The organism is Micromonospora sp. MA102 (assembly GCF_025460765.1).
Taxonomy (GTDB): Bacteria; Actinomycetota; Actinomycetes; order Mycobacteriales; family Micromonosporaceae; genus Micromonospora; species Micromonospora halotolerans.
Genome location: NZ_JAMWEG010000002.1, coordinates 285,093 through 305,813 on the forward strand (window position 1 = coordinate 285,093; position 20,721 = coordinate 305,813).

Below are 20,721 nucleotides of genomic sequence, written 5' to 3' on the forward strand. Positions count from 1 at the left end.
CCGCAACGGGACGGCTGCACCCCCACCGCCCGGCCGGCGTGACCGGCTGGGCCAACCCGGAACGGAGTAAGCCACGCCATGAGCGTGACTACGCAGGATCCTGCTGCCCCGGTCGAGCCGGCGGAACCCGCCGGCCAGAGCCGCCTCGACCGCTTCTTCGAGATCACCCGCCGGGGTTCGTCCGTACGGCGGGAGGTGCTCGCCGGCATCACCACCTTCGCGACGATGGCCTACATCGTCGTGCTCAATCCGCTGATCATCGGCACCGCGCCCGACAAGGACGGCAACCTGCTCGGCATCGCGCCGGTCGCCGGGGTCACCGCCCTGGTCGCGGCGGTCATGACGATCATGATGGGGATCGTCGGCCGGGTGCCGTTCGCGGTCGCCACCGGCCTCGGGCTGAACGCCTTCGTGGCCTACGCGGTGGCGTCCCAGATGAGCTGGGCCGAGGCCATGGGCCTGGTCGTCGTCGAGGGCCTGATCATCACCGTGCTGGTGCTGACCGGCTTCCGGAAGGCTGTCTTCCGGGCCATCCCGGCCGAGCTGAAGGCGGCCATCGCGGCCGGCATCGGCCTGTTCATCGCGCTGATCGGCTTCGTCGACGGCGGTCTGGTCCGGGCCGGCAGCGGCGTGCCGCTGCAGCTCGGCTCGGGCAGCAACGGCACGCTGCACGGCTGGCCCACGGTCGTCTTCCTGGTCGGCCTGCTGGTCACCGGCATCCTGGTCGCCCGCAAGGTGAAGGCCGGCGTCCTGATCGGCATCGTGCTCACCACGGTCGTCGCGGTGATCGTCAACGCGTTCGCCAAGCCGGGGGCGGCCCTCGTCGACGGCAAGCCCAACCCGGACGGGTGGCGGCTCAACGTGCCGACCCTGCCGGACCCGCTGTTCCAGACGCCCGACCTGCACCTGGTCGGCAACGTGTCGTTCGGCGCGTTCGCCCACGTCGGCCTGGTGACCGCGCTGCTGCTGGTGTTCACCCTGGTGCTGGCCGACTTCTTCGACGTCATGGGCACCACGGTCGGCCTGGCCAAGCAGGCCAACCTGACCACCGAGGACGGCACCGACATGCCGCGACTGGGCAAGGTGCTCTTCGTCGACGGCGTCGCCGCGGTCGCGGGCGGCGCGGGCAGCGCGTCGTCGGCCACCACGTACGTGGAGTCCTCCTCGGGCATCGCGGACGGCGGGCGGACCGGCCTGACCAGCGTGGTCACCGGCGTGCTCTTCCTGGGCGCGCTGCTGCTCACCCCGCTGGTGTCGCTGGTGCCCAGCGAGGCCGCCGGCCCGGCACTGGTGGTGGTCGGCGCGCTGATGATCCGTCAGGTCAAGGACATCGACTTCACCGACGTCGGCGTGGCCGTCCCGGCCTTCCTGACGATGACGCTCATGCCGTTCACCTACTCGATCACCAACGGCATCGGTGCCGGCTTCGTGAGCTGGGTGGCGATCCGGGTGGCCCAGGGCAAGGCGCGGCAGATCCACCCGCTGATGTGGGCGGTGGCCGCGGCGTTCGTGGTCTACTTCGGCATCAACCTGGTCAAGGCCGTCACCGGCGTCAGCTGACCGGCTCACCGCCGCGCCCCCGTTGCCCGTTGGCCCGAGGCAACGGGGGCGCGGCGCATTCCGATCATGGGTTAGAGTGCCGGGGCGCGGACACGCGACCGTCGTGGGGACAGGGGGATGAGGCCATGGATCGCCAGGAGCCTTCCCTGCCATGCCCTCTTCCGGGTCGCGCCTTCTGACTGAGCCTCACCGCGACCCGGGTCACTCCACGACCCTGGAGAATCGCGTTGTCCACTCTTGACCTGACCACCGACCGTCTGGTGCTGCGTCCCTGGCCGGCCGAGGAGGCCGCCGCCGTCGCCGCCGGGAAGCGGCGCCCGCACTGGGCGCCGGACTTTCCGGCCGACGGCGAGCGGGTGATCGGCGGAATCATCGCCGGCAACCCGGACCGGCCGCACGGCCACCGGCTCATCATCGAGCGGGAAACCGGCCTCACGGTGGGCGGCATCGGGCTGAAACTGCCGCCCACCGACGGGGCGGTCGAGTTCGGCTACGGCATCGTCCCGTCCCGGCGGTGCCGGGGCTACACCACCGAGGCGGTCCGCGCCCTGGTGGCCCACGCCCGCACCCTGCCCGGGGTGACGCTGGTGTTCGCCACGGTCGACCCGGCCAACGTGGCGTCCGTGCGGGTGCTGGAGAAGGCCGGCCTGCGCCGCGACGGCACCCTCGACAGCGACGAAGGTCTGCTGCACCGGTACGTCGCCGAGTAAGGCCGCACCGATCGGCCCGGCGGTGGGGCGACCCGCCGCCGGGCCCGCCCTCGTTGAACCGGTCGTGAGCTACGCGGAGGTCAACGGGCTGCGCCTCTGGTACGAGATCCACGGGACCGGCCGGCCACTCGTGCTGCTCCATGGCGGGTACGGGTCGACGGAGATGTTCGCGCCGATCCTGCCCGACCTGACCGCGCGCCGGCAGGTCGTCGCGGTCGACCTTCAGGGCCACGGCCGCACCGCCGACGTGGACCGGCCGCTGCGCTACGAGTCGATGGCCGACGACATCGCCGCCCTGTCGCGGCACCTCGACCTGCCGCCGGCCGACGTGCTGGGCTATTCGCTCGGCGGCGGGGTGGCCCTGCGCGCCGCCATCCAGCACCCGGCCCTGGTCCGCCGGCTCGTGCTGGTCTCCACGCCGTACCGGCGGCGGGGCTGGTACCCGGAGGTGCTGGCCGCGATGGCCGCCCAGGACGAGCGGGTCGCCGAGCGGATGCGTGGCACCCCGCCGCACGAACGCTACGAGCGGGTGGCGCCCCGCCCGCGGGACTGGCCGACCCTCTGGACGAAGACCGGCGAGCTGCTGCGCCGCGAGTACGACTGGTCGGCCGAGGTGGCCGCCCTGCCCATGCCGGTGCTGCTGGTCTTCGCCGACGCCGACTCGATCCCGGTCCACCACGTGGCCGAGTTCTTCGGGCTGCTCGGCGGCGGCCACCGCGACGCCGGCGGGGACGGCACCGACCGGCCCGCGTCCCGGCTGGCCGTGCTGCCCGGGCTGACCCACTACGACATCGTCGGCTCACCCGCCCTGCCGGCGGCGGTGCTGCCCTTCCTCACCCACGCGGTGCGCGCTCCTGAGTGACCCCACGCCCGCGTCGCCGCCGGAGCAGCCGAGCGGCCAGCAGGCCGCCGACCACCAGCGCGACCGCCCCGGCCGCCCACCAGACCCGGCCGCCCGGCCCCGCGGGCGGATCCGCCGCGCGGACCCGGCCGGCGCGCACGACGGCGTCCGACACGTCGATGGCGAGCACCTGGTCGGGGGCGGTGAGCAGGGTGGTCGGTGCGCCGGCACCCGGGGCCAGCCCCAGCACCCGCACCGTCCGCACGTTCCCGTACGCGGTCCGCTGGTCCATCTCCAGCGGCCCCTCGAAGGAGGCCGGGGAGTTCGGCTCGGGCCGGTACGCCACCACCATCGCGGTCCCGTCCGCCTGCCAGCCGAGCAACCGGATCGTGGTGACGCCCGCGACGGCGGGCAGCGCCAGGACCCCCAGGTCCTTGCCGGTCGGGTCGACCCGGCGCAGCCGCCACCGGTCGGTGCCCGGGTCGTGGCTGACCAACGCCAGCGTCCCGTCCGGCAGCCAGGCACCCTTGCCGGCCAGCCCGCTCTCCGGCGGCAGCGGGAACGAGGTGATGCTCCGCCCGTCCGCGCTGGTGACCAGCACCTTGTCGCCCACCTGGTAGGCCAGCCGGGACCCGTCGGCCGTGAACGCGACCGGGGTGCCGAAGACCGGCACCTGGTCGGTTTCGAGCAGGCGTACCGCCCGGCCGGTGTCGAGCCGGACCAGGCTGAGCGTGTTGGCGTAGGCGCTGCCCTCCGGGTTGGTCGGCGTGGTGTCCCGGACCACCAGCGCGGAACCGTCCGGCGCCCAGCCGGTCGGCTCGGTCAGCGTGCTGCCCGGCCTCGGGCTGGGCAGCCGCCGGACCGTCCCGTCCACCAGGTCGACCACGTCGATCCGGGGGCGGTCGCCCGACCCGGCCGGCACGGCGATCCGCCGCCCGTCGGGGGAGAGCAGCACCTGCTCACCGGCCGGCGCCTCGTGGCCGACCGTCCAGGTCCGGTAGCGGTCCGCGTCGGCGCCGACGATGCCGACGGTGCCGTTCTCGTCGATCAACCCGGTGAGCCCGCGCGCCTGCCCGCTGAACACGACCGACGCCGGTCCGAGCCGGGGCCGGTCGGTGGCCCGCAGCGTGCCGAACCCGGGCAGCCCGATCCGGTCGGGCAGTGCCGGGCCACCCGCGCCCACCGGCGCGATCCCCGGCCGCTCGCCACCGCGTACCGCCAGCGGCACGAGCGCCACCAGCACCAGCACCGCCGCGACCGCCGCCGCCATCCGCCGCCGGGTGCGCCGCGCCGTCCGCACCGCCCGGTCGTGCACCGGGTACGCGGGCACCTCGGCCGCCGCCTCCCGCAACGCCTCCCGCAGCCGTACGCTCATCGCCCGCTCCTCTCCGGCGCCGCCTCCCACAGGTCGGGGACGAGGGCGCGGAGCCGGCGCACGGCGTCGTGCCCGTGCCGTTTCACCGTGCCCACCGAGCAGCCGAGCACCTCGGCCACCTGCGCCTCGGTCAGGTCCTCGTAGTAGCGAAGCACCACCACGGCCCGCTGCCGGGCGGTGAGCCGGCGCAGCGCGGCCACCACGCTGAGCCGCAGGGCGATGTCCTCGCTGTGGTCGCCGCCGCCCCGCTCGACCGGCGTCGCGTCCAGCCGTTCCGCGATCCGCCGCCGGCGCCACCACGAGACCTGCTGGTGGTACATGACCCGGCGCACGTACGCCTCCGGGTCCCCGTCGCGGATTCGCCGCCAGTGCCGGTACGTCCGGGCCAGCGCGCTCTGCAACAGGTCCTCGGCGTGCTGGTGGTCCCCGGTCAGCAGGTACGCGGTCCGGGACAACGCGGGTGACCGCTGCACCACGAAGTCGTGGAACGTCTCGGACATGCCCACCCCCTCGCCCTCTACGAACGCCACGCGCCCCCCGGATGGTTGAGGCGGTCATTCGACCACGCCCCGCCGGTACGGCCCCCAGGCACGAACCGCTCGAACAGCTCGCGCGGCGTGGGCCCGTCGTCCGGGTTGAGCTGGAACAGGTCCGTAACGAGGCGCTGTCCCGTCGCCAGCCGATCGAGCTGATGGAGGAAGCGGTGACGCCGCCGGATCCTCAGCCGAGCCGGCGGGCGAGCCAGGGGAGCAGCGCGTCGCCCTGCAACCGCTGGAACGCCCGGACCGTGGGAATGCCCGGCGGGGGCGGCTGGCGGGCGCCGTCCAGGAAGAAGCCCGTGAACCCGGCCAGCACGCCGGTCAGGTCGGCCGGGTCCACCCCGGCGGTGAGCGGCCGGGCGGCCAGCAGCGCCTCCGGGTCGTGACCGCCGTGCACCTGCACGTTGACCAGGACCAGCAGGCTGTCCAACCAGGCCGGGCCGCGGCAGGCCCACGGCCAGTCGACCACGGTGACCGTGCCGTCCGGGCCGATGAGCAGGTTGTCGGCCCGGATGTCGAGGTGGCAGAGGGTGTCGCCGGCCAGCGCGGCCAGTCCCCGGTCGGCGGCCGCGCACAGCTCGGGCAGCCGGGCCCGCGCCCACGGGTCCAGGTCGGCCGGCGGGTCGTCGGCGAGTCGCCGCCAGCCGCCGAAGTCGTACCCGAGTTGTTCGGTCGCGGTGGTGACCACCGCGGCGGGGGCCGGGGTGAGCACCCCGGCCATCGTCTCCAGGGTGGACAGCGCGGCGGTCAGCTCGCCGGCCTCCCACGGGGTGACCGGGTGCCGGCCCTCGACGTCGCTGAAGACGAGCGCGATCCAGTCACCGTCGTCGTGGCTGCCGAGCAGCCGGGGCGCCGGCGCGGCCGGCGGCAGCGCCGCGGCGATCCGCGCCTCCGCCCGGTGCAGGGTGGGGCTGCGGTCGTTCTGCGCCGGGCTGACCGCCTTGACGAAGGCCCGCCGGCCACCGGCGGTGCGGACCCGGTCGGCCGTGCCGGGAGAGAAGCCGCCGTGCTGCGACTCCGCCGCCACCACCCGGTCGCCGAGGATCTCCTCGACCGCGGCGCGGACCGGCCCGGGCAGGTCGGCCCAGCGGATCCGGCTCTTCGTCAGGCTGGTCACCGCCCCACCGTGCGCGACCGCGCCCGGCCGCGGCAACCCGATTACCGCGCCTCGGCGGTGTAGCGCAGCATCACGACGCCGCTGTCGAACGGCCGGGTGTCGACCAGGGTGAACCGGGTCGGCGTGAAGCCCCGGTCGGCCAGCGGGATGCCGCTGCCGACCACCACCGGGTTCAGCTTGACCACCAACTCGTCGACCTCGTCCAGGATCTGGCCGGCGAGCTGCCCGCCGCCGCAGAGCCAGATGTCGCCGCCCGGCTGCCCCTTCAGTTCGCGGACGAACGCCGCCGGGTCGCCGGCGACGATCTCGACCCGCGGGTCGTCGGACGGGGGCAGGGAGCGGGAGAAGACGTACTGCGTGAGGTGCGCGTAGGGGCTGGCGACGCCGAGCTTCAGCGCCGGGTCGTAGGTGGCCCGGCCCATGAGCACGGCGTCGAAGCAGCCGGCCGGCGGCGAGGCGATGCCGAGCTGGGCGTGGGCGAACGTGGGGAAGGTCTGGGGCCACTCGGCGGTCAGGTGGGCCGCCACGTCCGGCTCCAGCGGGAAGAAGTCGTAGGACCCGTCGGGGGCGGCGATGAAGCCGTCGAGGGTGCTGGCGACGTAGTACACGAGCTTGCGCAAACCGACTCCGATGTCCGGGATCAACCACGACGGCTGTCGTGGAGCGATGAGAATGTACAACACCTGTCGTGGTTATTGCTACTGTGCTCCGCATGGCCAGAAATCCGGAACGCCGCAACCTGCTCGCCGACGCCGGGCTGCGGGTGCTCGCCGCCGCCGGTGCGCGTGGCCTGACCCACCGGGCGGTGGACGCCGAGGCCGGCGTGCCCACCGGCACCGCCTCCAACTACTTCCCGTCCCGGGCGGCGCTGCTCGCCGGGCTGGCCGAACGGATCTTCGACCGGATCGCGCCCGACCCGGCGGTGCTGGCCGACCTCGGCGGGCGCGAGCCCTCCCTCGCGCTGGTCACCGACTACCTGCGCTACATCGTCGAGCGCACCACCCGCGAGCCCGACCTCACCCGCGCCCTGTTCGAGCTGCGTCTCGAAGCCTCCCGCCGCCCCGAACTGCGGGCCGCGCTCGGCGGCGTGCTCCGCCGGGGGTACGCCGACGACGTCGCCTTCCACATCGCCGCCGGGCTGCCCGGGGGCGCCTTCGAGATCGCACTGCTGCACTACGCCGTGGACGGACTCCTGCTCGACCTGCTCACCAGCTCGATCGACGCCGGGTTCGACGCCGACCAGGTGGTCTCCGCCCTGGTCTCCCGTCTGGTCGGCGGCGTCACCGGGTGACCGGCGCTCCGCCCAGGTATGGCCCGGCGGCCAGCGGGAACGCTGGCCGGGACGCACCTGGGGAGGAGCGACGATGACGGATGGCGCCGGACTGACCATCGGTGTGCTCGGCTCGTACGGCGGTCGCAACCTCGGCGACGAGGCGATCCTCACCGGACTCCTGGCCGACCTTCGTGAGCAGGAGCCGAACGCCCGGATCATCGTCTTCTCCCGGAACCCGGCGCACACCGCGCTGGCCCACCCGGACGTGGAGGCGGTGCCCTGGGAGGGCGTCAGCCGGGTCGACTCGTCGGCCGTCCTGGCCCAGCTCGACCTGCTCGTCCTCGGCGGCGGCGGGATCCTCTACGACAAGGAGGCCCGGCGCTACCTGCGGGTGGTGCGGGTGGCCCAGGAGCGTGGCCTGCCGCTGCTCACGTACGCGGTCGGCGTCGGTCCGCTCACCGAGGGGGTGGACACCGGGATGGTGCGGGAGACCCTGGGCCAGGCCACCGAGGTGACCGTGCGCGACCAGGAGTCCCGCATGGTGCTGGAGGAGGCCGGGCTGCTGAACCCGATCACCGTCACCGCCGACCCGGCGTTCCTGCTCACGCCGGAGGAGTTCCCGGAGAGCTGGCTGCGCGAGGAGGGCGTGCCGGCCGGCAAGCAGCTGGTCGGACTGAGCGTCCGCGAACCCGGCCGGGCGGCGGAACGCCTCGACGTCGACGGCTACCACCGGCTGCTCGCCCAGATCAGCGACTTCCTGGTGCACCGGATCGACGCGTACGTGCTCTTCGTGCCGATGGAACGCGACGACATCCGGCACTCGCACGGGGTGATGTCGCACATGATCGCCGCCGAGCGGGGCCGGATCCTGCACAACGACTACTCGCCCCGGCAGGTGCTCGGTCTCATGAAGCACTTCGACCTCGCGGTCGGCATGCGCCTGCACTTCCTGATCTTCGCGGCCATGATGGGCACCCCGTTCCTGCCCCTGCCGTACGCCGGGAAGGTCTTCGACCTTGCCCAGCGGCTCGGGGTGCCGGCGCTGCGCGGCGTGGAGCGCGAGGTGGAGGGCCCGCTGCTGGCCGAGGTGGACCGGTTGTGGGACGAGCGCGACACGCGGGCCGACGAGACCGCCCGGCGGGTGGCCGCCGTGTGCGAGCAGGCCCAGGGCACCTCGCAGGTCACCCGCGGCGTGCTGGAGAGCATCCGGTCCCGGGCGCTGAGCCGGGTCACGGCCTGAGCCGCCGTCAGGCCGCCGGCCCCCGGAACGTGTAGACCCACGAGCCGTCCTGCTCGTCGTCCGACTGGAGCTCGTAGATCTGGGCGTGCGCCAGCCCCTCCGGCCCGAGGTGGTGGTGGGTCAGTGGCGGCCGGCCGTTGCTGTCCAGCTCGACGGTGACCACCTCGCCATCGGCCGTGCCGCCCATCAGGGGGATCTGCACCGTGGATGCCATGCGCCCATCCTGCCCCGCGGATCGTCGGCCCGCAGCGGGATGCGGGGCAGCGCGCCGGCGGGTCGGGCGACTAGGTTCCGGGGATGGCGGAACCGACGATCGACCCCACCCTCGGTCCGGTCCTCGCCCGCACGGGCGACGAACGGGCGATCCTCGAATCGTTCCTCGACTTCCACCGGGCCACGGTGCTGCGCAAGGCGCGCGGCCTCTCCGACGCCGAGGCGGCCCGCCGCCTGGTGCCCTCCCGTACCACCCTCGCCGGGCTGCTCAAACACCTCGCCCTGGTGGAGCGGAACTGGCTGCCCTGCCTGTTCGCCCCCGAGCCGGGCGACGTCTACCTCACCAGCGAGGCCGACGCCGAGGCCAGCTTCACGCTCGACCCGGGTGAGACGGTGGACGGGCTGACCGACGCCTACCGGGCCGCCTGCGCCCGGTCCCGGGCCGTCGCCGCCCGGTTCGGCCTCGACCACGTGGTGCCGCACCCGCAGCTCGGTGAGGTGTCGCTGCGCTGGGTGCTCGTGCACCTCATCGAGGAGACCGCCCGGCACGCCGGGCACGCCGACATCCTGCGCGAGCTGACCGACGGGGAGACCGGGGCGATCTGACCGGGCTCAGGACCGGGGCAGCAGGCCGGCCGGATACTCCATGCCGTCGTGGGTGCAGGCGGCCGCCGCCACCCGGGCGGCGTAGCGGGCCGCGTCGAGCGGGGTGGCGCCGCGCAGCCGGGCCGCGATGAGGCCGGCGGCGAACGCGTCGCCCGCGCCGTTGGTGTCGACCACGGCCGCCGGCGGGGTGGTCGCGGGCACGTGCGCCGGCGGCGTGTCCGGGCCGTGCAGGGTGGCGCCGGCCGCGCCGCCGGTCACCAGCACCGTCCGCGGCGCCAGCCCGGCCGCCACCTTCCCGGCGCGGTCGCCCAGCCGGACGTCGCTGACGAAGACCAGGTCGGCCGCGTCGGCGAAGGGCCGGTGGTAGTCGTTCTCGCCGTCCCAGTCGTGCAGGTCGGTGGAGAGGGACACCCCGGCGCCGAGGGCGGCCCGCACGGTGGGCAGCGCGTCCCGGGCCCAGTCCATGATCGACACGTGGACGTGGGCCGCGTCGCGCACCAGCCCGGCCAGCTCCGCCCCGGCGAACGGCGCCGGGCCGGACCACGGGCGCGGGTCGTAGAGCGACATCCGCCGGCCGGCCGGGTCGACCATGTTCACCGAGCGGCGGGTGCCGGCCGGGGCGTCGGCCAGCACGGCGCGTACCGAGGTGCGGGCCAGCGCCGCCCGGACCACGTCACCGGCCGGGTCGGCGCCGAGCACGTCGACCAGGGCCACCCGCAGGCCGAGCGCGTGCGCGGCCAGCGCCACCCCCGCCCCGGTGTTGCCGACCCGCAACTCGATCGGGGGCACCGCCAGCGAGTCGGCGGCCGGCAGCGGCAGGGCGGGCACCTGGGCGCGGATGTCCACGCCCAACCCGCCGATCACGAACAGATCGACCATGGCGGCGACAGTAGTCCGCGGCGGCCGCCTATCCTGGCCCCGGGCGTCGTCGAGGGGGAGTGCGTGCTGGTCATCCACGGGTTGTGGCTGTCCGGGCGCGGGCTCGCCCTCTGGGCCGAGGACAGCACCCGCCCGGCCCGCGCGCCCCGCCGGCCGGGCCGCGCCCCGCGCGAACGGCCGCACCCCTTCGCCGCCGACCACGCCACCCTGGCCGCCGCGCTCGGCGGCCCGCCGAACGCGCCGGCCTCCGTGCTGCTCGACCTGCCCACCCGGGCCGGCTCCCCGCTGGACTCGCCCGAGCTGGTCCGGACCGCCGCCGGGGAACCGGTCCGCGGCCCGGTCACCCGCGCCGGCTGGCGGGTCCCCGCCCTGGTGTACGCGCCGGACGCCGCGTTCGCCCGGCTCCGGGCGCTGGATCCGGGGGAGGCGGTGGCCGGGGCGAGCCGGCGGCACCTGGCCGAACTGGCCGACTTCGCCGCCGATCTGGTCACCCGCGGCCGCGTCCTGCCCGGCGTCTCCGACGCCGCCCCCACCGTCGACGCGGTCCGGGCCGACGGTGGGCGACGGGGCCTGCGGGTCGTCGACGACTCGGACGTGGTGACCGCGTCGGCCGTCTGGCGGCCGCTGCTCACCGGCACGGACGCGGCGTGGGCCCGCTCGCTGGCGCTCGCCCTGCCCCCGGCGGCCCGCGCCGCCCGCGAGTGGCACCTGATCGGCCCGGATCCGGGTGCATCTGTTGTCGTCCCGGCGACAACAGATGCACCCACAGGGGCGGACGTATCGCCGGGGGAGCTGGTGGCCGAGGCGTTGGACGCGCTGGTCGACGCCGCCGCCCGGGCCGCTCTCGGCGACACCCGGCTGCCCCGGGGCATGCGCCCCGGCGGACCGGTGCCGGCCTGGCTGGCCGCGCTCACCGGCCCGGAGCGTGCCTTCGCCGCCGAGCCGGCCGCCCTGGACACCCTCCGGGCCGAGCTGGACGCCTGGCAGCGCGACGCCGCCGGCGGCCCGGTACGGGCCGCGTTCCGCCTGGTCGAGCCGGCCGCGGACCCGGTGGCCGAGCTGGTCGAGGGCGGCGCCTGGCGGGTCGAGTTCGGCCTGCACCCGACCGACGAGCCGGGGCTGGTGGTCGACGCCGCGCACATCTGGCAGCGGCCGGCGCCCGCGCTCGCCGCCCGTGGCGTCGACCCGCAGGAGACCCTGCTGGCCGAGCTGGGCCGGGCCAGCCGCCTCTGGCCCGAGCTGGACGCGGCGCTGCGCACCGCCACGCCGGAGGGGATGGAGCTGGACGCCGACGGCGCGCACCGGTTCCTCCGGGAGGGGGCGCCCGTGCTGCACGCGGCGGGCTTCGTGGTGCTGCTGCCCTCCTGGTGGCGGCGCTCCTCCTCCCGCCTCGGGGCGCGGCTGCGGGCGCGCAGCCGGACCGCGCCCGGCACGGTGGCCGTCGCGGCCGCCGGGCTCGGCATGGACGCCCTGGTCGACTACCGCTGGGAGGTGGCCCTCGGCGACCAGCCGCTGACCGCCGAGGAGCTGGCCTCGCTCGCGGAGCTGAAGTCGCCGCTGGTCCGGCTGCGCGGCCGCTGGGTCGAGCTGGACCCGCAGCGGCTCGAAGCCGGGCTGCGGCTGCTCCGCTCCTCCGGCGAGCTGACCGTGGCCGACCTGCTGCGGATGGGGCTGGCCGGGGCCGACCGGCCCGGCGAGCTGCCGGTGCTGGAGGTGGCCGCGGACGGCGCGCTGGGCGAGCTGCTGGCCGGGGAGGCGGAGCGGCGGCTCACCCCGGCCGACCCGCCACCCGGGTTCGTCGGGACGCTGCGGCCGTACCAGCGGCGGGGGCTCGCCTGGCTGGCCTTCCTCCAGTCCCTCGGGCTGGGCGGGATCCTGGCCGACGACATGGGGCTGGGCAAGACCGTCCAGCTGCTCGCGTTGCTCGCCGGTGACCCGCCGGGGGCCGGACCCACGCTGCTCGTCTGTCCGATGTCGCTGGTCGGCAACTGGCAGCGGGAGGCGGCGAAGTTCGCCCCGGACCTGCGGGTCCACGTGCACCACGGCGCCGAACGGGTGCGGGGCGAGGCGTTCGCCGGCACCGTGCACGCCGCGGACCTGGTGCTGACCACCTACTCGGTGGCCGCGCGGGACGCGTACGAGCTGGCCGGGATCGACTGGCACCGGGTGGTGGTGGACGAGGCGCAGGCGATCAAGAACGCCTCCACCCGGCAGGCCGAGGCGGTGCGGTCGCTGCCCGCGCGGCACCGGGTCGCGGTCACCGGCACGCCGGTGGAGAACCGGCTCGCCGACCTCTGGTCGATCATGCAGTTTACCAATCCGGGCCTGCTCGGGCCGGCCGCCACCTTCAAGAAGAAGTTCGCCGAGCCGATCGAGCGGCACGGCGACGCCGAGGTGGCCGAGCGGCTGCGCCGGATCACCGGCCCGTTCGTGCTGCGCCGGCTCAAGACCGACCCGACGATCATCACGGACCTGCCGGAGAAGCTGGAGATGGAGGTGCTCTGCAACCTCACCGCCGAGCAGGCCGCGCTCTACCGGGCCGTCGTCGACGACATGATGGCGAAGATCGAATCCAGCGACGGCATCGAACGCCGCGGGCTGGTGCTGGCCACCATGACCCGGCTCAAGCAGGTCTGCAACCACCCCGCCCAGCTGCTGCACGACGGCTCCGCCCTGCCCGGCCGGTCCGGCAAGCTGGAACGGCTGGAGGAGATCGTCGACGAGGTCCTCGCGGCGGGGGAGAAGGCTCTGCTCTTCACCCAGTACGCCGAGTTCGGCGGGATGCTGCGTGGCCACCTGTCGGCGCGTACCGGGCAGGAGGTGCTGCTCCTGCACGGCGGGGTGGGCAAGGCCGAACGGGACGCCATGGTGACCCGGTTCCAGTCCCCGGCGGGCCCGCCGCTCTTCGTGCTGTCCCTCAAGGCCGGCGGCACCGGGCTCACCCTGACGGCGGCGAACCACGTGGTGCACGTGGACCGCTGGTGGAACCCGGCCGTCGAGGACCAGGCGACCGACCGGGCGTTCCGCATCGGCCAGCGCCGCCGGGTGCAGGTCCGCAAGTTCGTCTGCGCCGGCACGGTCGAGGAGAAGGTGGCCGCGATGATCGCCGACAAGCGGAGCCTGGCCCGGCGGGTGGTGGGCAGCGGCGAGCAGTGGGTCACCGAGCTGTCCACCGACACCCTGCGGGAGCTGTTCGCGCTGGAGTCCGGGGCGGTGGTCGAGTGACCACACCGGACGGAGGGTCGCGCTTCGCCGGGTTCGGCCCGCCCCGGCGGGTGGAGGGCGGGCTGAAGGCGCGCAGCACCAAGGGTGCGATCGGGCGTTCCTGGTGGTCCCGCCGCTTCCTGGAGGTGCTGGAGTCCTTCGCGCTCGGCACCCGCCTCACCCGTGGTCGGGCGTACGCGCGCCGGGGGCAGGTGCTCCGGCTCGACGTCGCGCCGGGGCTGGTCACCGCCGCCGTGCAGGGGTCCCGGCCGGATCCCTACCCGGTGCGGATCGGGCTGGCCGCGTACCCGGACGGGGTGTGGGAGCGGATCGAGGCGGAGCTGGCCGGGCAGGCGTTCTTCAGCGCCCGGCTGCTCGCCGGTGACCTGCCGGCCGAACTGGAGGAGTTGTTCACCGCGGCGGGCGCGCCGCTCTTCCCGGCCACGATCGGGGAGCTGGACCAGCACTGCGGCTGCCCCGACTTCGCGGTGCCGTGCAAGCACCTCGCGGCGACCTTCTACCTGCTCGCGGAGGCGTTCGACGCCGACCCGTTCCAGCTCCTGCACTGGCGTGGGCGGTCGCGGGGCGCGCTGCTCGACCGGCTGCGTACGCTGCGCGGCGCCGCCGACCCCGGCGGCGCGCCGGCCGCCCCGGCGGTGGCCCCGGACGGGCCGGTCGTCCCGGCGGACGCGGACTCCGGGCCGGCGCGGCCCGTGGCCGGTGCGGGACGGGTGCTGGCGGGACTGCCGGCCGTCCCGCCGGACGACGAGGTCGACCGGTTCTGGGTGTCCCCGGTGGCGCTGCCGGACCGGCCGCCCACCCTGGCCACCGGGCCGGAACTGCTGCTGCGTCAGCTCGGCCCGCCGGGGGCCGCGATCGGCGGCCCGGGCCTCGTCGAGCGGCTCCGCCGGGCGTACCGGGAGTTCGGCCGCGGTGAGGCCGGGTCGGACGACCCGGGCTGACGGTCACCGGCGGCTCCGCCGTCATAGCCAGCGTCGTCGGAACCGCCACATGAGGCAGGCGTTGGCGAGCAGCACCACGGCGCAGATCGCGCCGGCCATTCGCCCGGCCAGTACGGTCATCGCCGGCAGCGAGGCCCACAGCACGATCGTCAACAGCATCAGGTACCGGCCTCGGCGGCCCCGGGCCCGGTGGTCGAGCCGGGCGAAGAACTGCGGGTCACTTTCCCGCAGTTGGCGGGTGATCTGTTCGAACCTGCGCTGATCCTCTTTGCTGAGCATGGCGGTGCCTTCCCCTCACGGCTTCAGCGGTTCGGGGGCATACCCGGAACGGAGGCGGGTCACGCGCTGCTCCCACCGCTACTTTCGGCGGGGCCGGACAGGTGCGCACGCACCGGTCGGACACCTCAGCGCAGGCTTATCCGCACCTTAAGTTTCCCTCAGCGGTTGAACGCCGCCAGCAGCGTCGCGGGGGGCGAAAACGTCACGTCCGGGCGGGGACCGCCCGGGTCGGCCCTGCTCCGGGGGCCGCCGGACATCGACGGTCGCCCGGGCCGTCCGCCGGCCGGCATGAGCACCGTCTTAAGTGCCCTCGCGGCCGCCGTCGGAGCGCCTTGAGCGCCCGGAGACGCGTGGTTACTTTCCCGTAGCAACTCCTCCGGCAACCGTCGCCGCCCCTCCGCCCACCCCCCGGGTCGCAGGCGTGCCGGCGCTCGAAGAAAACGGGAAGCTACATGGCCGACCTGAACGTGCCACCGCGTCGACCTCGGGACGATCGCGGTTGGGACGGATACCAGCACCCCCATCCGGACGGGTACCGCGACAACGCCATGCCGTACGCCGGTCCCGGCGGTTACACCACCCCCGCGGCGCCCACGTCCGGCCCGCAGTGGGTCGGGCCCGACGGCTTCGCCGGTGGCCACCCCCAGCCGTCCGGCGGGTACGCCCCGCCGCCCGCACCGGGACTGCCCAACCTGGACGACGACGACGAGCCGCGCCGCGGCCGGCGGCGGGCTCTCGCCGCGATCGGTGGCGCCGCGGTGGTCGCCGGTGGCGCGGCCCTCCTGTCGCCGCAGATCCGGGGCCTGTTCTCGGACGATCCGGTGGCCGGCGACGCGACCGGCACCGTGGTCACCGACGGCACCGCCGCCCGGCCGAGCGGCCAGCAGCCCAGCACGGTGCGCACCTACACCGAGCAGAACGAGAGCTACATGGGCTCCCGGGCCGGCGCGGCGCTCAAGCGCAACGCGCCCGCCGGCGGCCGGGTCTTCGCCAGCCCGGCGGCCGCCGCGGCGGCGACCGAGGTGACCGTCAAGACGGTGCTCGCCAAGGACCCGATCCGCCACCTGGCCAGCCGGACCACGTTCGGCCCGACGCCGAAGGTGCTCGCCGACATCAAGCGGCTCGGCATCGACGACTGGCTGCGCCAGCAGCTCCAGCCGGAGAAGATCGCGCCGACGAAGGCCGAGCTGAAGCTGGCCGAACTGCCCACCCTCAAGCTGACCCCGACCCAGCTGCGCGACCAGCGGGACCAGCTCAACGAGCGGGGCGCCCAGCCGGAGCGGGAGACGGTGGACGCCACCATCGCCCGGCAGATCTGGTCGGACCGCCAGCTGTTCGAGGTGATGGTCGACTTCTGGAACGACTTCCTGCACGTGGCGGCCGACTTCGACGGCGGCGAGATCTACCGCAACTCCTTCGACCAGGACGTCATCCGCAAGCACGCGCTGGGCAGCTACCCGGAGATGCTGGTGGCCGCCAACAAGCACCCGGCGCTGCTCATCTACCTGAACCAGACCGACTCGCGCAAGGACGCGGTCAACGAGAACCTGGCCCGGGAGAACCTGGAGCTCTACTCGGTCGGCGTCGACGGCGGCTACACCGAGAAGGACGTCCGGCAGGCCGCCATGCTGCAGACCGGACGGGGTGTCGCCGACGGCAGGTACCGGTTCTTCCCGGAGCGGCACTACGTCGGCAAGGTGAAGATCCTCGGGTTCAGCCACGCGAACAACTCGACCGACCCGAAGGTCGCCGACAAGGTGATCGACCAGTACATCACCTACATCGCGCTGCACGCCTCGACCGCCCGGTACGTGGCGAGCAGCCTCGCCACCCGGTTCGTCTCGGACACCCCGCCGAAGTCCCTGGTGGACCGGCTGGCCAAGGCGTACACGACGAACAAGGGGCAGATCCGGCCGGTGCTGGCCACGCTGTTCAGCTCGTCGGAGTTCTGGGCCTCGGTCGGGCAGAAGGTCCGCCGCCCGATGGAGTACCTGGTCGCCACCTACCGGTCGCTGGGCGTGGGGCCGGAGGCGTCCGCGGGCTTCGAGGGCGACAAGCGGCGCACCCCGTTCGCCCAGGGGCTGCGGCAGATCCAGGACAAGCTGCGCGAGCTGGGCCAGTACCCGATGGGCAAGCCCACCCCGGACGGCTACGCCGACGTCTACGTGGCCTGGACCTCCGCGGGCACCATGGTCGACGGCTGGAACGAGGCCGGCGACCTGATCGGCGCCTACCGCAAGCAGTTCACCTACGTCCGGCCGGAGAAGCTGGTGGCGAAGCCGCCGGCGACCGCCGGGGCGTACGTGGACGCGCTGGCCCAGCGGCTGGTGCACCAGAAGCTGAGCGCCAAGGAGAAGGCCCTCGTGCTCGCTGTCGCCGGGGTGTCGGCGGGCACCAAGGTCGACGCCACCTTCAACGGGGCCATCGCCGCGGTCGCGCGGACGATCCTCGCGTCCCCCCAGCACCACCTCCGGTGAGGCATTCGATGGAGATGACCGTGAACCCGTACCCCCTGCACCCCGAATGCCCCGACCTGCGGCGGCTGGCCGACAACCCGGCCGAGGCGCTGCTGCGCGCGGAGGCCGACATCGTGGCGGCCGAGAGCGCCGCCGAGGCGGACCGGTACCGCCGGCTGGAGGACCTGGAGGAGGCCCAGCAGGACGGGCGGGGCGTCACCCGGCGTACCTTCGTCGCCGGCGCCGCGGCCACCGCGACCGCCCTGGCCACCGCCCAGTTCGTCACCACCTCGGCGTCCTTCGCGGCGACCAAGACCGGCACCCTCATCCACGTCTTCCTCTACGGCGGGCTGGACGGGCTGAGCCTGGTCGCGCCGGCCGACGACCCGGTGCTCGGCAAGGTCCGCCCCGACCTGCTGCTCGGCAACGACTCGCTGGCCCTCGGGCGCGGCTTCAAGCTGACCAGCGCGTTCGCCCCGCTGGAGAAGTGGCTGAAGGCCGGCCAGCTCGGCTTCGTGCCGGCGGTCTCCGACCCGCGGCTGTCCCGCAGCCACTTCCAGGCCGCCGACGCCTGCAACCTGGGCGGCCTGCCCGGTGAGACCGGCGGCCGGGGCTGGCTGGACAGCCTGGTCGACACCCTCGGCAAGGGCACCGCGTTCCGCAGCGTCGGCATCGGCAGCACCCTGCCCCGCTCGCTGGTCGGCGTGAACGGCGCGATCTCCCTCAACAACGTCGGGGAGCTGCGGCTCAACGGCGACGACAAGTACCGCGCGGCGACCGAGAAGGCGATCCGCGGCCTGTTCACCGGGATCAACCACCCGGTGGAGGAGGCGGTCATCGAGGGCATGGGCGCGCTGGCCACCGCGCAGAAGCTGGCCGCGAAGCCGTACGCGGCCGCCGCCGGGGTGAAGTACGAGGGCGTCGGGTACGCGTTCCAGCAGCTCGCCCAGCTCATCAAGGGCGGGGCGAACGTCCGGGTGGCGACGGTCGGCATGGGCGGCTACGACACCCACGAGAACCAGGGCACCCGCGAGGGCGGCCAGCTGTGGCGCCGGCTCAACGAGCTGGCCAACGCGATGGCGGCGTTCTTCACCGACCTCGGCGACCGGGCCGCCGACGTGACGGTCATGGTGTCCAGCGAGTTCGGCCGGCGGGTCGCCTCGAACCAGGGCGGCACCGACCACGGGCACGGCGGGGTGGTCACCATCCTGTCCGGGCGCAAGCTCGCCGGCTCGCTCCTGGGCACCTGGAACGGGTTGAACGATCTCGACAGCGGAGACGTACCCGAGTACAACAACATGTTCAACGTCTACGGCTCGGTCGCGCAGGGACGGTTCGGACTGACGACCGCGCAGGTGGACAAGGTCTTCCCCCGGCAGAAGTACACCCCCGTGAAGTTGTACGCGTGACGTATCAGGACACCTTCGCCGCCGGCCGCCGCAGCGGGGCATCCGCCCCGTACGGCGGCCGTCCGGCTGCTCCCGTACCCCCGGGTCGGCCGCGTCGCGGGCCCGGTGGACGGCGGGCGCTGTCCGCCGCCTTCTGGCTCGGCCTGGTCGCCGCGGTGCTGCCCTGGTGGCTCGCCACCCCGCCCGGCTCGCTGGCCGACACCACCCACGTGCTCACCGCGGCCGGCCGGATCACCGGCCTGGTCGCCGGCTACCTGCTGCTGGTCCAGGTGCTGATGATGAGCCGGCTCGGGGTTCTGGAGCGCTGGCTGGGCGGCGAGCGGCTGTCCCGGGTGCACCGGGACCTCGGCGCCACCCTGCTGGTGGCGGTCCTCGCCCACCTGGCGCTGCTGGTGGTCGGGTACGCCCGGCTGGAACGCAACTCGATCCTCGGCCAGGTCGGCGCCCTGCTGACCCACTACGAGGACATGGTCTCCGCCTTCGTGGCGACCGGCATCATGGTGGCGGTCGGGCTCACCGCGGTGCGAGGCGTCCGCCGGCGGATGCCCTACGAACTCTGGTACCACCTGCACCTGACCAGCTACCTCGCCCTGCTGCTCGGCTACGGCCACCAGTTCAGCAACGGCGCCCAGCTCTACGAGCCGGGCCCGGTGCGCACCGGCTGGATCGCCGCCTACCTGCTGGTGGTGGCCGCGCTGGTGTGGGGGCGGCTGGTCGCCCCGCTGCGCTTCAACCTCCGGCACCGGCTGCGGGTCGCCGACGTGGTGGCGGAGAGCCCGGACACCGTCTCGATCTACCTGACCGGGCACCGCCTCAACCAGATCGACCTGCTCGGCGGCCAGTACTTCCGCTGGCGCTTCCTCAACCCCGGCGGCTGGTGGCAGTCGCACCCGTTCTCCCTTTCCGCGGCGGGCAACGGCCGCTGGCTGCGGCTCACCGTGAAGGTCGTCGGCCGGCACACCGCCGACCTCCGGGATCTCACCCCGGGCACCCGGGTCTGGGCGGAGGGGCCGTCCGGCACCTTCACGGCGGCGCACCGCACCCGGGAACGCGCCCTGCTGATCGCCGGCGGCAGCGGCATCGGCCCGCTGCGGGCCATGCTGGAGGAGCTGCCGCCCGGTGCGGCGCTCATCTACCGCGCCCGCACCCCGGCCGACGTGCTGCTGCACAACGAGCTGGACTGGCTCGCCCAGGCCCGGCACACCTCGGTCTGGTACGTGGTCGGCTCCCGCGACGACCCCGGCCCCCGGCAGGTGATGAGCCCGGAGGGGCTGCGCCGGCTGGTGCCCGACCTGACCCGGCGCGACGTCTACCTGTGCGGCCCGGGTGGCCTGGTCGAGGAGGCGGTCCGGGCACTGCGCCGGGCCGGCGTGCCGCGCCGGCAGATCCATCTCGCCACCTTCGAGCTGTAGAGAGGCCCCGCCCATGCGTCGCGCGCTCCTCGCGATCACCGGCCTGGCCGCCGGCACCACCGCGCTGGTGGTGCTCAAGGGCGCCCCCGGCACCGGCCAGGCCGCCCAGGACCGGCCGGTCGCCGCGGCCCCCGTCGCCCCCGGAGGGCCGGCGGCTCCCGGGCCGACCCCGGCCGGCGTCACCCCCTCCGCCCGGCCGAGCGCGTCGGCGAAGCCCACGGCCAAGCCCGCCGCCAGCCGCACGCCCGGCACCCGCGGCGGCACCACGACCCGGGCCACCACCGCCGCCCCGCGGACCACCACCAAGGCGCCGACCGTCACCACCCGCACGGTGACCGGCCCGACGGTCGCCTACCGCTACGGCTCCCTGCGGGTGCAGATCACCCTGAGCGGCAGCCGGATCGTCGACGCCACCGGCCTCGACATGCCGGTCGGCGGTCAGGAGGGCCTGCGCGCCGACGACGTGCAGGCCCGCTACAGCGGCAGCTCGGGCGAGGTGGTCGCCAAGCAGAGCGCCAACCTGAACACCGTCTCGGGGGCCACCTACACCAGCACCGCCTACAAACAGTCGCTCCAGGCCGCGCTGGACAAGGCCTGAGCGTGGGGGCCGCCGCGGTCCGGCCGGGCCTGCGCCGGGTCGAACAGA

19 protein-coding genes are annotated in these 20,721 nt (G+C 74.6%); 12 read left to right on the forward strand and 7 right to left on the reverse strand.

Annotation, left to right across the window (positions count from 1 at the left end):
- The first annotated feature begins 78 nt into the window (after positions 1-78).
- The 3 genes from NFX44_RS04755 to NFX44_RS04765 all read left to right on the forward strand — a co-directional run bounded on the left by NFX44_RS04755 (position 79) and on the right by NFX44_RS04765 (position 3,132).
- Positions 79-1,560: an NCS2 family permease gene (locus NFX44_RS04755; RefSeq protein WP_262282256.1), complete on the forward strand. Its 1,482-nt coding sequence runs from the start codon at positions 79-81 to the stop codon at positions 1,558-1,560.
- A 227-nt stretch (positions 1,561-1,787) separates the two neighbouring features.
- A complete protein-coding gene (locus NFX44_RS04760) occupies positions 1,788-2,270 on the forward strand; it encodes a GNAT family N-acetyltransferase (RefSeq protein WP_262282257.1) in 483 nt (160 codons plus the stop codon).
- Positions 2,271-2,334: 64 nt separating this feature from the next.
- Complete coding sequence (locus tag NFX44_RS04765) at positions 2,335-3,132, forward strand: alpha/beta fold hydrolase (protein ID WP_262282258.1); 798 nt, start codon at positions 2,335-2,337, stop codon at positions 3,130-3,132.
- Here the strand turns inward: NFX44_RS04765 and NFX44_RS04770 are convergent.
- The 4 genes from NFX44_RS04770 to NFX44_RS04785 form a co-directional block, all read right to left on the reverse strand.
- Positions 3,104-4,486: a hypothetical protein gene (locus tag NFX44_RS04770; RefSeq protein ID WP_262282259.1), complete on the reverse strand. Its 1,383-nt coding sequence runs from the start codon at positions 4,484-4,486 to the stop codon at positions 3,104-3,106. The two genes, NFX44_RS04765 and NFX44_RS04770, sit on opposite strands and share 29 nt — an antisense overlap.
- On the reverse strand, positions 4,483-4,986 hold the full coding sequence (locus NFX44_RS04775; protein ID WP_262282260.1) for a SigE family RNA polymerase sigma factor: 504 nt from the start codon (positions 4,984-4,986) through the stop codon (positions 4,483-4,485). The genes NFX44_RS04770 and NFX44_RS04775 overlap by 4 nt, the downstream gene beginning before the upstream one ends.
- Before the next feature lie 220 nt (positions 4,987-5,206).
- A complete protein-coding gene (locus tag NFX44_RS04780; RefSeq protein ID WP_262282261.1) occupies positions 5,207-6,142 on the reverse strand; it encodes a phosphotransferase family protein in 936 nt (311 codons plus the stop codon).
- A gap of 41 nt (positions 6,143-6,183) precedes the next feature.
- Complete coding sequence (locus NFX44_RS04785; RefSeq protein ID WP_262282262.1) at positions 6,184-6,762, reverse strand: dihydrofolate reductase family protein; 579 nt, start codon at positions 6,760-6,762, stop codon at positions 6,184-6,186.
- 92 nt (positions 6,763-6,854) lie between these two features.
- On the opposite strand from NFX44_RS04785, the gene NFX44_RS04790 reads away from it, so the two are divergent.
- Positions 6,855-7,433 (forward strand): TetR/AcrR family transcriptional regulator, encoded by a 579-nt coding sequence (locus NFX44_RS04790; protein WP_262282263.1) that lies wholly within the window; start codon positions 6,855-6,857, stop codon positions 7,431-7,433.
- A 73-nt stretch (positions 7,434-7,506) separates the two neighbouring features.
- Positions 7,507-8,655, forward strand: coding sequence for a polysaccharide pyruvyl transferase family protein (locus tag NFX44_RS04795; protein WP_262282264.1), 1,149 nt, complete (start codon positions 7,507-7,509; stop codon positions 8,653-8,655).
- 7 nt (positions 8,656-8,662) lie between these two features.
- Here the strand turns inward: NFX44_RS04795 and NFX44_RS04800 are convergent, their stop codons facing one another.
- Positions 8,663-8,869 (reverse strand): hypothetical protein, encoded by a 207-nt coding sequence (locus NFX44_RS04800; RefSeq protein ID WP_262282265.1) that lies wholly within the window; start codon positions 8,867-8,869, stop codon positions 8,663-8,665.
- An 83-nt stretch (positions 8,870-8,952) separates the two neighbouring features.
- Here NFX44_RS04800 and NFX44_RS04805 point away from each other — a divergent pair, with 83 nt between their 5' ends.
- The gene (locus tag NFX44_RS04805; protein WP_262282266.1) at positions 8,953-9,474 is read left to right on the forward strand and encodes a DinB family protein; all 522 of its coding nucleotides are present in this window, start codon (positions 8,953-8,955) and stop codon (positions 9,472-9,474) included.
- A 6-nt stretch (positions 9,475-9,480) separates the two neighbouring features.
- Here the strand turns inward: NFX44_RS04805 and NFX44_RS04810 are convergent, their stop codons facing one another.
- Positions 9,481-10,353, reverse strand: a complete 873-nt coding sequence (locus tag NFX44_RS04810) for a carbohydrate kinase family protein (RefSeq protein WP_262282267.1) — start codon at positions 10,351-10,353, stop codon at positions 9,481-9,483.
- Positions 10,354-10,416: 63 nt separating this feature from the next.
- On the opposite strand from NFX44_RS04810, the gene NFX44_RS04815 reads away from it, so the two are divergent.
- The gene (locus NFX44_RS04815) at positions 10,417-13,578 is read left to right on the forward strand and encodes a DEAD/DEAH box helicase (RefSeq protein ID WP_262282268.1); all 3,162 of its coding nucleotides are present in this window, start codon (positions 10,417-10,419) and stop codon (positions 13,576-13,578) included.
- Positions 13,575-14,519 (forward strand): SWIM zinc finger family protein, encoded by a 945-nt coding sequence (locus NFX44_RS04820; protein WP_262282269.1) that lies wholly within the window; start codon positions 13,575-13,577, stop codon positions 14,517-14,519. Before NFX44_RS04815 ends, NFX44_RS04820 begins: the two co-directional genes overlap by 4 nt.
- A 21-nt stretch (positions 14,520-14,540) precedes the next feature.
- Here the strand turns inward: NFX44_RS04820 and NFX44_RS04825 are convergent, their stop codons facing one another.
- A complete protein-coding gene (locus tag NFX44_RS04825; RefSeq protein WP_262282270.1) occupies positions 14,541-14,798 on the reverse strand; it encodes a DUF3040 domain-containing protein in 258 nt (85 codons plus the stop codon).
- A 452-nt stretch (positions 14,799-15,250) separates the two neighbouring features.
- Between NFX44_RS04825 and NFX44_RS04830 the strand changes: the two genes are divergently transcribed.
- Genes NFX44_RS04830 through NFX44_RS04845 form a run of 4 tightly spaced genes read left to right on the forward strand, consistent with a single transcriptional unit; the run spans position 15,251 to position 20,673 of the window.
- Positions 15,251-17,275 (forward strand): DUF1800 domain-containing protein, encoded by a 2,025-nt coding sequence (locus NFX44_RS04830; RefSeq protein ID WP_262282271.1) that lies wholly within the window; start codon positions 15,251-15,253, stop codon positions 17,273-17,275.
- A 14-nt stretch (positions 17,276-17,289) separates the two neighbouring features.
- Positions 17,290-18,663, forward strand: coding sequence for a DUF1501 domain-containing protein (locus tag NFX44_RS04835; protein ID WP_262282583.1), 1,374 nt, complete (start codon positions 17,290-17,292; stop codon positions 18,661-18,663).
- Entirely contained in the window at positions 18,660-20,075 is a 1,416-nt protein-coding gene (locus NFX44_RS04840; RefSeq protein WP_262282272.1) for a ferric reductase-like transmembrane domain-containing protein, read from the forward strand. Before NFX44_RS04835 ends, NFX44_RS04840 begins: the two co-directional genes overlap by 4 nt.
- A gap of 13 nt (positions 20,076-20,088) precedes the next feature.
- Positions 20,089-20,673 carry an FMN-binding protein gene (locus NFX44_RS04845; protein WP_262282273.1) on the forward strand — a complete coding sequence of 195 codons (585 nt, stop codon included), beginning with the start codon at positions 20,089-20,091 and terminating at the stop codon, positions 20,671-20,673.
- Positions 20,674-20,721 lie beyond the last annotated feature (48 nt).

Bases quoted from the DNA above. Each gene is read 5' to 3' on its own strand.
- NFX44_RS04755 (WP_262282256.1), top strand. From the start codon at position 79: ATGAGCGTGACTACGCAGGATCCTGCTGCCCCGGTCGAGCCGGCGGAA.
- NFX44_RS04770 (WP_262282259.1), bottom strand. From the start codon at position 4,486: ATGAGCGTACGGCTGCGGGAGGCGTTGCGGGAGGCGGCGGCCGAGGTG.
- NFX44_RS04775 (WP_262282260.1), bottom strand. From the start codon at position 4,986: ATGTCCGAGACGTTCCACGACTTCGTGGTGCAGCGGTCACCCGCGTTG.
- NFX44_RS04790 (WP_262282263.1), top strand. From the start codon at position 6,855: ATGGCCAGAAATCCGGAACGCCGCAACCTGCTCGCCGACGCCGGGCTG.
- NFX44_RS04795 (WP_262282264.1), top strand. From the start codon at position 7,507: ATGACGGATGGCGCCGGACTGACCATCGGTGTGCTCGGCTCGTACGGC.
- NFX44_RS04800 (WP_262282265.1), bottom strand. From the start codon at position 8,869: ATGGCATCCACGGTGCAGATCCCCCTGATGGGCGGCACGGCCGATGGC.
- NFX44_RS04805 (WP_262282266.1), top strand. From the start codon at position 8,953: ATGGCGGAACCGACGATCGACCCCACCCTCGGTCCGGTCCTCGCCCGC.
- NFX44_RS04810 (WP_262282267.1), bottom strand. From the start codon at position 10,353: ATGGTCGATCTGTTCGTGATCGGCGGGTTGGGCGTGGACATCCGCGCC.
- NFX44_RS04825 (WP_262282270.1), bottom strand. From the start codon at position 14,798: ATGCTCAGCAAAGAGGATCAGCGCAGGTTCGAACAGATCACCCGCCAA.
- NFX44_RS04830 (WP_262282271.1), top strand. From the start codon at position 15,251: ATGGCCGACCTGAACGTGCCACCGCGTCGACCTCGGGACGATCGCGGT.
- NFX44_RS04835 (WP_262282583.1), top strand. From the start codon at position 17,290: ATGACCGTGAACCCGTACCCCCTGCACCCCGAATGCCCCGACCTGCGG.
- NFX44_RS04845 (WP_262282273.1), top strand. From the start codon at position 20,089: ATGCGTCGCGCGCTCCTCGCGATCACCGGCCTGGCCGCCGGCACCACC.